This window comes from Polaromonas sp. YR568 (assembly GCF_943369415.1).
Classification (GTDB): domain Bacteria; phylum Pseudomonadota; class Gammaproteobacteria; order Burkholderiales; family Burkholderiaceae_C; genus Polaromonas.
Window position 1 is genome coordinate 1 of record NZ_CALRNF020000066.1, and the last position, 11,245, is coordinate 11,245.

Here is an 11,245-nt window from a genome sequence, read left to right on the forward strand (position 1 = left end):
ATGCCCAGCGTCTGATGACATTCAATGTCGCCACGTCTATCACTCCTAATTTCCCCTGCTTTTAAAACAAGCAGGGTAGTGCCTACGTGGGTCAGATTTGGATGGAAATTACTGCGTTAAGTGGATCAGATTTCGACGGAATTCAACAATAGCCGGTAATCGGTGAATTAGCGATGAAAATGACATGAAGCAGGGCCTTGATGTCGACGGCTGCTTCGCAGCGATAGCAAGTCGCTCCCCTATTCGGCCGTATCGACCGTCGCTGGCCACAGAGTTGTAGGCCAAGACGAACTCGCCGCTTGCTCCTACTGCTTCGTCAATGTGTCATTGACCAACAAGTCCGCCCGCTTACCAAGGTACATCGGCTTGTCCGGACCCCGATATGCAGGAAGCCGACGCTTGACTCACCAAAGTTAGGGCCTAACTTTGGTGATTATTCCGTCTAACTCCGGTGATGCCCACCCGGCGAGATCTCGCTGGCGCACCGCGGCGTGCTTTTCCTGGATGAGTTGCCCGAGTTCCCGCGCGCCGCCCTCGAAGCGCTGCGCGAGCCGCTCGAATCCGGCAGCATCACCATCTCGCGCGCCGCCCAGCGCGCCGAGTTCCCGGCCCGCTTCCAGCTGGTCGCGGCCATGAACCCCTGCCCCTGCGGCTACCTCGGATCGAGCTTGCGGGCCTGCCGTTGCTCACCCGAGCAGGTCTCGCGCTACCAGGGCAAACTCAGCGGCCCGCTGCTGGACCGCATAGACCTGCATGTGGAAGTCGGCGCGCTGGCGGCCGATGAACTGGTCAACACCCCGCCCGGCGAAGCGACAGCCGATGTCAGGTTGCGGGTGGTGGCGGCACGCGAACGCGCCCTCGCCCGCCAGGGCAGCACCAACCAGGCCCTCGAAGGCCGCGCCATCGACGCGCAATGCCGGCTCGACGACTCGGGCGCAAAGTTCCTCAACACGACGGCGACACGCTTGGGCTGGTCGGGGCGCAGCATCCACCGCTGCCTCAAGGTGGCCAGAACCATCGCCGACCTGGCCGGCGCGCCCACGGTGCTGACGGCGCATGTGGCGGAGGCGGTGCAGTACCGGCGGGCGTTGAAGGCGGGGCATTGAGCTCGCCCGCCCTCCTCATTTACCCCAACATAAACCCCGCATCCAGCTGTATCAACTGCCCGGTCACCTTGACCGCATCCACCGCCAGCCAGTACGCCGTGCGCGCCACGTCCTCGGGGGTGATGACGTCTTTGAGCAGCGCGCGAGCTTCGTAGCGTTCGCGCCTGGCCTGGAACTGGTCTGCGCCCAGGCGCTTGCGCAGCCAGTCGCTGTCGACCATGCCGGGCAGGATGGCATTGACGCGGATCGCGGGTGCGAGGGAGCGGGCCAGCGACAGGGTCAGTGTGTTGAGCGCGCCTTTGGAGGCGGCATAGGCGATGGACGAGCCCGTGCCCATGAGGGATGCCATGGACGAGATGTTGACGATGGCGGCGTTGGCGCGCCCTTTCATCAGCGGCGCCATGGCGCGGCTCATCTGGAAGGTGCCGATGACGTTGACGGCGTAGCAGGCCTCGAAGTCCCCGGCCGACAGGGCGTCGAGGTCCTTGATGTCGGTGGCCTTGCTGGCGGTGCCGGCGTTGTTGACCAGGACGTCGGCACCGCCCCAGCGCTGCCTGACTTCTTCGGCCAGCGCGAGGCATTGGGCGTTGTCGGCAATGTCGGCGCGCAGCACCAGCACATCGGCGCCGGCTTCGCGGCAGCGCTCGGCGACCGCGTTGGCGGGTTCAGGGTCCCGCGAATAGTTGATCACGACGTCGTGGCCGCGCTGCGCGAACCACAACGCCGTCGCCGCGCCTATGCCGGACGAGGAACCCGTCACCACGCAAACCCGCCTGCCGGCCTGGCCGCTCATGCGGCACCCGCCTTCTGCCAGTAAGGCGCGCGCAGTTCTTTTTTCGACAGCTTGCCGAGGTGGGAGCGCGGCAGTTCGTCCCTCACCTCCACCGCGAGCAGCCTTTGTGTCTTGCCGACCTGGGCATTGACCCAGTCGCGCAGCGCGACGGCGTCGATGCGCGCGCCCGGCCTGGCGACGACCAGCGCGAGCGGCGACTCGCCCCACTCCGCGCTGGGCACGCCGATCACGGCGCAGTCCTGCACGTCGGCGTGGCGCGAGAGCACGGCCTCGATGTCGGCCGCGTAGATGTTGTTGCCGCCCGAAATGATCACGTCCTTGCTGCGGTCCAGCAAGGTGAGAAAACCGTCTTCGTCGAAGCGGCCTATGTCGCCGGTGCGGTGGTGCATGCGGCCCTGCTCGTCGTACCAGCGGATCTCGGCGGTCGCGTCGGGCCGCTTGTGGTAACCGGCCATCATGAAGGGCGAGCGGCCCACGACTTCGCCGATGCGCTCGCGCCCTTCGGCATCCACACCGGGCGGCAGCTTGTTCCCGGCCTCGTCGATGAGGAAGACCTCGGTGCCGTGGACCGGCGTGCCGACGGTGCCGAGTTTGCCGGGGTGCGCGCGCGCGTCGAGAAAGCAGGACACGCCGCCCTCGGTCATGCCGTAGACCTCCAGGAAGCGACCCGGCCAGCGCGCGAGGATCTCGCGCTTCATGGCCGCGTCCATGGGCGCGCCCGTGGACTGGCTCAGCTCGAAGGCGGACAAGTCGCTGCCGTCGAAATCAGGGTGGGCGAGCAGGCGCTTGTACTGCACCGGCACCAGCATGGTGTGGGTGGCGCGCAGCGCCGCGGCAAGGCCCAGGTAGCGGCCGGCGTCGAACTTGCGCATCAGAATGCATTCGCCGCCGTTGGCCAGCGTGCCGATCATGGGCGTGATGGTGGTGTTCGAATACATGGGCGTGGACAGCAGCGTACGGCTGTGCATGCTGAAACCAAAGCCGTTGCGCTGCGCCTGCCGCTGGCGCATGCCGTGCAGGTGGACGATGCCCTTGGGCATGCCGGTGGTGCCCGAGCTGTAGATGATGTTGAAGGCATCGCCGGGCTGCGCGACCAGCAGCGGCGCGCCGCTCGCGCCGCTCGCGCGCCAGGCGGTGTAGTCGCCGCCATCCTCGCCGTCTTCACCGAAGCGGACCACACGCACCGAACTGCGCGCGGCCATCTGCGCCATGGCCTCGCCGCAGGCCGGGTCCAGGAACAGCAGCCTGGCCTCGCAATCGGCCAGCATGGCCTGCAGGGTTTCGGCGCTGGCCGACACCGGCAACGGCACCACGCAGGCGCGCGTCGCGACGATGCCGAACAGGCACTCGACGTAGGCCAGCGAGGGGAATCCCAGCACGGCCACCTTGTCGCCCTTGCCCACGCCGCCGGCTGCGAGCGCGCGGGCCACCTGGGCAACGCGCTCGTGCAGCGTGCGCCAGTCGAGCGTGCGCTTGTCGACGCGGAAGGCAATCCCTTGCGGGTTGCTTTGCGCGTGTGCGGCGATCATGCACAGAAAGGGGATGAAACCTGATTCGTCAGGCACAGCGGTGGCTGCGGTGGCTGCGGTGGCTGCGGGAATTGCGGTGGCGGTGGCAGGGGTCGTCATGCTGGAGCGTCGGGGATGGAGTCGTTATTTGTCGAACATTTGCAGGATGGTCTCGGCCACGAGGGCGGGCTTGTCCTGCCCCTCGACTTCGATGGTGCATTCGAAGGTGGTGCGCGCGCCGTCGGCCAGCCGCTCGCAGGCCTTGACCACCTGGTGCAGGCGCACGCGCGAGCCCACCTGGAGCGGGCTGGTAAAGCGCACGCGGTTGCAGCCGTAGTTGAGCCCCTTGCCGCGTCTGGCCACGTTGAAGACGCTGCGCTGCAGGTAAGGGATCAGCGACAGGGTCAGGAAGCCGTGCACCAGGGTCTTGCCGTCCGGCAGTTCGCGGCCGGCGCGGTCCACGTCGACGTGGATCCAGTGGTCGTCGCCGGTGAGCACGGCGAAGGCGTCTATCTTGGGCTGGTCCAGCACCACCCAGTCGCTGGTGCCGAGCTTCTTGCCGACGTGGGCCGCGAAATCGGCGGGGGTTTCCACCATCGTGGTCATGGCGTGCCTTCCAGCGCGGCGGGCCGGGCCGGCACGCGCCCCGCAGTGATCAGCGTCATCACGCTTTCACCCAGCTGGTTGCGCGCGGTGACGCGGGTGCGCACTATGCCCTGGCCGGGATTGGATTCAGAGCGGCGCAGCTCGACGACCTCGCGCGTGAATGTCAGCGTGTCGCCGGCCTTCACCGCGCGTTGCCAGCGCAATTCGTCAATGCCCAGGCCGACCAGCGGCGTCTTGCCATAGCCGCCGGCCTGCACGAAGACACGCACCGAAATCGCGGCGATGTGCCAGCCGCTGGCGACCAGCGCGCCGAAGGGGCCGTCGGCCGCGCGCGCGGCATCGGTGTGCATGGGCTGCGGGTCGTAGTCGCGGCCGAAGGCCATGATCTCGTCGGCCGAGACCGGCGTGGGCGGGCTGGTCCAGCTGTCGCCGAGCTGGAAATCTTCGAAGTATCGGGTGCTTGTCACGGGCGGCCGGTTGGATGTTTTGAATTTTGGGGAAGCTTGCAGGGCTTGCAAAGGCGAACCAGGGTCCGCGCTGCGCGAATCTTGCGCCGCCAATGCAGCGCGCATCAAGCGGGATTTTTGAGCGCTCCACCCTGCGGAATTTGCACGGCGACGCGCGCGGGCCGCGGCCGGCGGCGCGGTTTGGTTTCCAGCCCCGGCCTGGCGCGCGATTTGTCCGACTGCAGGGCCTTGAGCCGCTCGCCGATCTCGCGGGCCACCGCCTGCAGTTCGGGCAGGTGGCGCTCCACGGCTTGCGCCGGTTTCATCGCCGACGAAAAATACGTCAATCCCACCGAGCAGGCCACGCCGTGGTTGTCGAACACGGGGACTGCCAGCGTGTTGGACGCGGGCCAGACGCTGGGGTCGCGCATCGCAAACCCCTTGCTGCGCACCTCGCCCAGCACGCGCTGCATCGCGCCCGCGTCTTTGGCGCGCTCGTCTTCCGGGCCTTCGGAGGCGGCCAGCGCATGCAGCAAGGCCTCTTGCTGCTCGGGTGAGCAGAACGCCAGGTAGGCGCGGCCTATGGCGCGGCTGACCAGGCTCAGGCACACGTTCAGCGTGGAATGCCGCAGCGCCAGCGGCGACAACGGGATGGTGCTGTAGCGCACCACCATGGAGAGGTCTTCGAGCATGGCGATGGCGACCGGCCACTTGACTTTCAGCGTCAGCGCATCGAGCAGCGGCGCGGCCGCCTCCACCACCATGGGTTCGCTGTGGTAACCATGGCTGAGCGACAGCACACCGGAGGTGAGGTAGTAGGCGCCGTGCTGCGGCGCATGCTTGACGAGGCCGCAGCCTTCCAGCGTTTGCATCATGCGCACGATGGACGGTTTGGGCAGGCGGGTCTGCGCATGCAAAAATTCGACGGTGGACACCGGCCGGCGGTTCAAGGCCTTGAGCAGCTCGACGGCGCGCACCACGGAGCGCACGGCCGGGGCCGGGCTGCCCTCGCGGCTATCTTCGGCGCAGTCTTGCGCGAACTCCTCGCGTTCGAGGCCGCCGCCGAGGTTCGCGAAAAACGGCTTCTCCGCCAGTGCCGATGCTGACAACAAACTCATGGCCTTGTCTCCTGTTTTGGGCCAGTATAGGAATCGACCCGGGCACAGCCGTGGTTTTCCCCGCGCTATTTCGGCTAGCGAAATTCGGGCGGTGTGCCGCGTGCGACGTCCCGCGCATTCCGTGCAGTGAAACTTGTGATTTCATCGATGGCGACAGCGCATCGCCCTGCGTACCATGCCTGCATTACTAAAAAACTGGAGACAAAACGCATGAATTCATATGATTCAGGCAGGCGCAGCGCCTTGCAGAAAATCGCCGCGGGCGCCTTGGCCGCCGGCGGCATCGCACCGTTCCGGGCCGGCGCCGCCGCCCCCTGGCCGTCGCAGCCGGTGAAGCTGGTCGTGCCTTTTGCGGCCGGCGGTTCCACCGATGCGCTGGCGCGCCTGCTGGCCCGCAAGCTGCAGGACGCGCTGGGCCAGGCCTTTGTGGTGGAGAACCGGGGCGGCGCCAACGGCAACCTGGGCGCTGCCGCGGTGGCCACGGCCGCCTCGGACGGCTACACGCTGATGCTGTCGACGACCGGCCCGCTGTCGATCAACAAGCTGCTGTACAAATCCACGCCCTTCAATCCCATCACCGACTTCACGCCGATCTCGCTGCTGGCCGACGTGCCGCTGCTGCTGGCCTCCAGCCCCACGCTGCCGGTCAAGGACATGCGCCAGCTGCTGGCCAACCTGAAGGCCAACCCCGGCCAGGTGGCCTATTCCACCGGCGGCAACGGCTCCATGGGCCACCTGTCGGCTCTCCTGATGCAGCGCGCCACCGGCACCTCCATGGTCCACGTGCCGTACAAGGGATCGTCGGGCGCGCTGAACGACCTGCTCGCCGGCGTCGTGGGCCTGAGCTTCGACCTGGTGCCCACCTACCTGCAGCAGATCGCGGCGGGCAAGATCCGCGCGCTGGCGGTGCTGTCGCCGCAGCGCATTCCCACGCTGCCGGATGTGCCGACTTTCCTGGAGTCCGGCATCAACGTGAGCGCCACCGGCTGGTACGGCATCGTCGGGCCGAAGAACCTGCCGGCCGACGTCGTCGCCAAGGTCAATGCGGTGGCCAACGAGTTCCTCGCCAGCACCGAGGGCCGCGCGCAGCTGCAGACCTTCTCGATGCGCGGCATAGGCGGCAAGCCCGACGCGCTGATGAAGCTCATGCAGGCCGAACTCGTGAAATGGAAGCCTATCATCGACCCCATCTCCGCCACCATTGTTCAATGATTTTTCAATGCTTGTTCAATGACAGCCGAAAAAAATAACAACACAGCCGTCGACGCTCCCGTCATCGACACGCATGCGCATGTGTTCACCACCTCCATGCCGCTGGCGGCCGGCGCCTGGCACACACCCGCCGCCGATGCGGACGCCGGCCAGTACATCGACATCCTGGACAAGCACGGCATCACCTTCGGCGTGCTGGCGGCCGCCAGCATCTCCGGCACCAACAACGACCACACGCTGGAGGCCTGCCGCCAGCACCGCCGCCTGCGCACGACGGTGATCCTTTCGCCGGATTGTTCGCTGCAGGAAATGAAAGAGATGGCGGCCCGCGGTGTCGTGGGTGTGCGCTTTCAGTGGCGCAACATGACCGCGCCTGACCTCAGCTCGGGCGACTACCGCCAGCTGATCCGCAACATCGCCGAACTCGGCTGGCACGTGCAGCTGCATGACGACGGCTTTCGCCTGCCGGCCTACCTGCCCGCGCTGGAAGCGGCGGGTGTCAAGGTGGTGGTCGACCATTTCGGGCGGCCGGATGAAGCGCACGACGGCATCCGGGGTGAAGGCTTCCAGCGCCTGCTGCGTTCCATCGAGGGCGGGCGCACCTGGGTCAAGCTGTCGTCGCCGTTCAGGCTGCTCTCCGAATCCCTGGTCCGGGAAGCCGGCAAGGCCTTGCTGGAAAACGCGGGCCCCGAGCGGCTGATGTGGGGCAGCGACTGGCCCTTCGCCGCTTTTGAATCCAGTTTCAGCTACGACAAGGCCCTTGCAAACCTCAACGAACTGGTGCCCGAGCCCGCCATGCGCCGCCGCATTTCGTGCGACACACCCCTCCAATTTTATTTCGCCTGACCATGAACACACCTGCCCTGCTCGCCCTGCGCTACGAACTCGAATCCCTGACCATCGACTTCTGGCACGAAGTGGACATCAAGGGCGGCGGCGCAGCCGCCGGCTATTACACCGATGATGCGGTGTTCGAATCCAGCGTGCGCGAGTACCGCGGGCGCGCCGCGATCGAGGCCTTCTACAGCCGCCGGCGCGAACGCGGCGCGCGCATCTCGCTGCACGTGGTCAACAACTTCCGCATCGAGCCCGACAGCGACACCCGCGTGCGCTGCCAGTACATCCTGAGCCTGTTCGCCGCGGACGGCGTGCCCGTGCTGCCCTCCAAGCCCGCGATCATGCTGGCCCTGGTGGAAGAGGTGGTGATCAAGCAGGGCGACGGCTCATGGCGCTATGAATCGCGCCGCGTGCGCCCGCAGTTTCGCGACGATACGCCGACCACCGGTTAAGCGGTTTTCCTGCAGCTCCTGTTAGCGCGTTGCCGCCCATCGCGCGGCGCGCACGCGCTTGGCCGCCGCATGCATTTCGCGCTTGCACAAGCGAACAGGCGCACCGAAATTCCGGCCAGCGAAAAGCCGCCAGATACCTCAACCGCCGCGCGGCAGCCGTCCTAGACTGCCCAGCAAAGCCGCCCTCCGGCCGCGCAACACACACAACGATAAAACGATTCAAGGCAGGCACCATGTTCATAGACCCTTTGACCGAACCCGGATTCAAGCGTTCCATCTTCAACGCCATCGTGGCGCCGCGCCCCATAGGCTGGATCAGCTCCATCGCGCGCGACGGCAGCGTCAACCTGGCGCCGTTTTCGCAGTTCAACCTGGTGTCGACGGCGCCGCCCGTCGTCATGTTCGCCTGCAACACGCCCGAGGACCGCGAGGAAAAAGACACCATCGCCAACGTCAAGGCCACGGGCGAGTTTGTCGTCAACCTGGTGTCGTGGGAGTTGCGCGAGGCGATGAACCTGACCTCCATGGCGCTGCCGCACGGCAGCGACGAGTTCGAGCACGCCGCCGTGGAAAAGGCACCCAGCGTGATGGTGAGGCCGCCGCGCGTGGCCGCGTCGCCGGCCAACCTGGAGTGCAAGGTGATACGCATGATCCGCATCGAGCCCGAGTTCCCGGGCGAGACGCCCAGCACCGTCGTGTTCGGCCGCGTGCTGGGCCTGCACATCCAGGACGGCTTCCTCGACGCGGAGGGGCGGTTCGATACTGTCAAGGCGCAGCCTACGACCCGGCTTGGCGGCTACCAGTACGCCACTGTGGGGGAGGTTGTTGAAATGCGGTCGCCGTTTAAACGCGCGGGTTATTGATGTTGTTTTGGGCGCTTGGGTTGGTTTGAGTTCCGGGGTCGGGGGTAGCCCGACAGCTACTCACTTTTCTTTTGCTTCGCCAAAAGAAAAGTAAGCAAAAGAAAAGGCGACCCTGGTTGCTGCGTCCCTTCGCTTCGCTACGGGCAACCTGCGGTGCTCGGTTCAGGCGGGGTCTCGCTAAACTCGCTACGCTGCGCTTCGCTCAAACAACGCGATCCCTGATCCGCCTGCACCTCCGCTCCTCGGCGCATCCACAAGGGGTGGGGAGAGGAATACCGAACAGCCGAAATCCCAACAGCCGGATACCAATACCGAATACCTGAAGAAACAAGGACTCGCCATGGCGAGTCCTTGTTGGTATTTGTATTTGTTCTTTGTCTTCTGTCCCCGCTCCCGCTCCCGATTGCCCCTTGTGGATGCGCCGAGGAGCGGAGGTCCAGACGGATCAGGGCAAAAACTTGTTTGAGCCGCAGGCGAGTTGTTTTTGACCCCGGCTGGACCGAGCACCGCAGGTTGCCCGTAGCGAAGCGAAGGGACGCAGCAACCAGGGTCGCCTTTCTTTTGGGTACTTTTCTTTGGCGAAGCAAAGAAAAGTGCCTCGCCCGCCGGGGCGAGACCCGGCCAGCAAGCCTATGCAATGAGCACGCCGCTGGAGCAAACCCCAGGCTTCGACAACGGTCTGTCGCAGCCGCACGCGGCCTCCTCACGCAGCGTCGCGCGCACGAACACGACACCCAAATTCCGGCGTGCGAAAAGCCCCAAACCATTCGTTGACCCGCGCGGCACCGCGCTCCTAGACTCGCCTCGCGTTCGCAAGATCGCCATTGAGGAGCGCCCCGAAATTTTCCCGTCACCGCCGCATGCACGACATGCGCGGGGCGGTCCTTTATTCCAAGAAAGAGGAGACAACACATGACCATCCGCCATCGCATTCGCCACCCCCTTCGAAGCCTTTGCCTGCTCGCAGGCGCAACGCTGTTCGCCGCCACGCAGGCGGGGGCGCAGACAGCCACCACACCCGCCAGCAGCGTCACCATTTATGGCGTGGCCGACGCCTGCATCGTGTCGTACAAGGCGGCCAACGGTTCGGACCTGCAGGTCAACGGCGGCGGCTGCTACTACGGTTCGCGCTTCGGCCTGCGCGGCACGGAAGACCTGGGCGGCGGCATGCAGGCCTACTTCCAGCTTGAAAGCGGCTTCGCGCTCGACACCGGCGCACTGGCCCAGGGCGGCCGCATGTTCGGGCGCAAGGCCCACGTCGGACTGAGCGGCGCCTACGGCGCGCTGGAAGCGGGCCGCGACTACGCGCCGGCGTTTTACCTGCTGACCAACGTCGACCCCATGCAGCTGGGCCTGGGCTCGGCGCTGGCGACGCTCTGGTCCGGCTCGCCCGGCACGGCTTCGGGCCGCACGGACAACTCGCTGACCTACCAGTCGCCGACCTTCGGAGGCTTTTCGCTGCGCGCCATGGTGGCGCCCGGTGAACAGGCAGCGCCGCTGCCCGCGCGCGGCGGCGACACCACGGGCGGGAGCGTGATGTACCGCAGCCCCACCATGATCGCCGGTGTGACCTACGCCAGGGTGAAAAACACCACCAACACCGAAGCCGACAGCGCCACCACCGTGGGTGCCAAGTACGACTTCGGCAGCTTCTCGCTCGCGGCCCTGGCGCAGTTCGGCGGCTGGGAAGGCACGCGCACCGCGGCCGCGCCGTCCAGCGCCACCGCCATCTTCAGCCGCAACTACAACAGCTACGTGGTGGGCGGCACCGTCAAGTTCGGCACCAACAGCCTGAGCGCCAGCTACAAGCGCTACGACGACCGCACGGCGGCCAACTTCGATGCCGACGTGCTGAGCGTGGTCTACATCTACCCGCTGTCCAAGCGCACGCAGCTCTACACCGGCCTCACGCGCCTGAAGAACAAGCGCGGCTCCAGCTACGGCGCGTCCGACGGCAACGGCGCCTACACCGGCGTGGCGCCGGGCGGCGCTTCGCGCGCGATCGATTTCGGCATCACGCATTTCTTTTGATGCCTTGCCGGGCAGGCGCGCGCCGCGTGAGTTTTATGGATTTCGCCCAGCGGAATCTGCGATTTCACCGATGGCGCGCCGCCAGCAGCTGCGTAACATGACTGCATAAACCATAAAAGGCACGTGAGGCCGATCACCGCATCGGCCTTTCAACGCTGCCCTCAAAAAGAGACATTCCATGCAAGACAAGATTCAAGGACTGCGGCCGTCACGCCGGCACATCATGGCCGGCGGCTCGGCGCTGGGCCTGGGCGCGATGCTCAGCGGCTGCGC

Annotated in this window: 10 protein-coding genes and 1 pseudogene; 6 read left to right on the forward strand and 5 right to left on the reverse strand. The window is 66.1% G+C overall.

Going from position 1 to position 11,245, the window contains the following annotated elements:
• Positions 1 to 461: 461 nt before the first annotated feature.
• Positions 462 to 1,106 (forward strand): annotated as a pseudogene (locus ACLV74_RS24795) (ATP-binding protein); the annotation flags it as partial.
• Between the two features lie 19 nt (positions 1,107 to 1,125).
• Here the strand turns inward: ACLV74_RS24795 and ACLV74_RS24800 are convergent.
• From ACLV74_RS24800 to ACLV74_RS24820, 5 genes are all read right to left on the reverse strand, one after another.
• Positions 1,126 to 1,899 (reverse strand): SDR family NAD(P)-dependent oxidoreductase, encoded by a 774-nt coding sequence (locus tag ACLV74_RS24800; RefSeq protein WP_411882085.1) that lies wholly within the window; start codon positions 1,897 to 1,899, stop codon positions 1,126 to 1,128.
• Positions 1,896 to 3,527 carry a class I adenylate-forming enzyme family protein gene (locus ACLV74_RS24805; RefSeq protein ID WP_411882086.1) on the reverse strand — a complete coding sequence of 544 codons (1,632 nt, stop codon included), beginning with the start codon at positions 3,525 to 3,527 and terminating at the stop codon, positions 1,896 to 1,898. Before ACLV74_RS24805 ends, ACLV74_RS24800 begins: the two co-directional genes overlap by 4 nt.
• A gap of 24 nt (positions 3,528 to 3,551) precedes the next feature.
• Entirely contained in the window at positions 3,552 to 4,013 is a 462-nt protein-coding gene (locus tag ACLV74_RS24810; RefSeq protein WP_411882087.1) for a MaoC family dehydratase, read from the reverse strand.
• Positions 4,010 to 4,480 (reverse strand): MaoC family dehydratase, encoded by a 471-nt coding sequence (locus tag ACLV74_RS24815; RefSeq protein WP_411882088.1) that lies wholly within the window; start codon positions 4,478 to 4,480, stop codon positions 4,010 to 4,012. The genes ACLV74_RS24810 and ACLV74_RS24815 overlap by 4 nt, the downstream gene beginning before the upstream one ends.
• 104 nt (positions 4,481 to 4,584) lie before the next feature.
• The gene (locus ACLV74_RS24820) at positions 4,585 to 5,577 is read right to left on the reverse strand and encodes a DNA-binding transcriptional regulator (RefSeq protein ID WP_411882089.1); all 993 of its coding nucleotides are present in this window, start codon (positions 5,575 to 5,577) and stop codon (positions 4,585 to 4,587) included.
• Between the two features lie 210 nt (positions 5,578 to 5,787).
• On the opposite strand from ACLV74_RS24820, the gene ACLV74_RS24825 reads away from it, so the two are divergent.
• The 5 genes from ACLV74_RS24825 to ACLV74_RS24845 all read left to right on the forward strand — a co-directional run bounded on the left by ACLV74_RS24825 (position 5,788) and on the right by ACLV74_RS24845 (position 10,972).
• Positions 5,788 to 6,789: a Bug family tripartite tricarboxylate transporter substrate binding protein gene (locus ACLV74_RS24825; protein ID WP_411882090.1), complete on the forward strand. Its 1,002-nt coding sequence runs from the start codon at positions 5,788 to 5,790 to the stop codon at positions 6,787 to 6,789.
• An 18-nt stretch (positions 6,790 to 6,807) separates the two neighbouring features.
• Complete coding sequence (locus tag ACLV74_RS24830; RefSeq protein ID WP_411882091.1) at positions 6,808 to 7,635, forward strand: amidohydrolase family protein; 828 nt, start codon at positions 6,808 to 6,810, stop codon at positions 7,633 to 7,635.
• Between the two features lie 2 nt (positions 7,636 to 7,637).
• Positions 7,638 to 8,078 (forward strand): nuclear transport factor 2 family protein, encoded by a 441-nt coding sequence (locus tag ACLV74_RS24835; RefSeq protein WP_411882092.1) that lies wholly within the window; start codon positions 7,638 to 7,640, stop codon positions 8,076 to 8,078.
• 233 nt (positions 8,079 to 8,311) lie between these two features.
• Entirely contained in the window at positions 8,312 to 8,941 is a 630-nt protein-coding gene (locus ACLV74_RS24840) for a flavin reductase family protein (RefSeq protein ID WP_411882093.1), read from the forward strand.
• Positions 8,942 to 9,853: 912 nt separating this feature from the next.
• Entirely contained in the window at positions 9,854 to 10,972 is a 1,119-nt protein-coding gene (locus ACLV74_RS24845; protein ID WP_411882094.1) for a porin, read from the forward strand.
• The last annotated feature ends 273 nt before the right edge of the window (positions 10,973 to 11,245 follow it).

Excerpts from the sequence above, each read along its gene's own strand:
- ACLV74_RS24800 (WP_411882085.1), bottom strand. The coding sequence starts at position 1,899 with ATGAGCGGCCAGGCCGGCAGGCGGGTTTGCGTGGTGACGGGTTCCTCG.
- ACLV74_RS24805 (WP_411882086.1), bottom strand. The coding sequence starts at position 3,527 with ATGACGACCCCTGCCACCGCCACCGCAATTCCCGCAGCCACCGCAGCC.
- ACLV74_RS24810 (WP_411882087.1), bottom strand. The coding sequence starts at position 4,013 with ATGACCACGATGGTGGAAACCCCCGCCGATTTCGCGGCCCACGTCGGC.
- ACLV74_RS24820 (WP_411882089.1), bottom strand. The coding sequence starts at position 5,577 with ATGAGTTTGTTGTCAGCATCGGCACTGGCGGAGAAGCCGTTTTTCGCG.
- ACLV74_RS24825 (WP_411882090.1), top strand. The coding sequence starts at position 5,788 with ATGAATTCATATGATTCAGGCAGGCGCAGCGCCTTGCAGAAAATCGCC.
- ACLV74_RS24830 (WP_411882091.1), top strand. The coding sequence starts at position 6,808 with ATGACAGCCGAAAAAAATAACAACACAGCCGTCGACGCTCCCGTCATC.
- ACLV74_RS24835 (WP_411882092.1), top strand. The coding sequence starts at position 7,638 with ATGAACACACCTGCCCTGCTCGCCCTGCGCTACGAACTCGAATCCCTG.
- ACLV74_RS24840 (WP_411882093.1), top strand. The coding sequence starts at position 8,312 with ATGTTCATAGACCCTTTGACCGAACCCGGATTCAAGCGTTCCATCTTC.
- ACLV74_RS24845 (WP_411882094.1), top strand. The coding sequence starts at position 9,854 with ATGACCATCCGCCATCGCATTCGCCACCCCCTTCGAAGCCTTTGCCTG.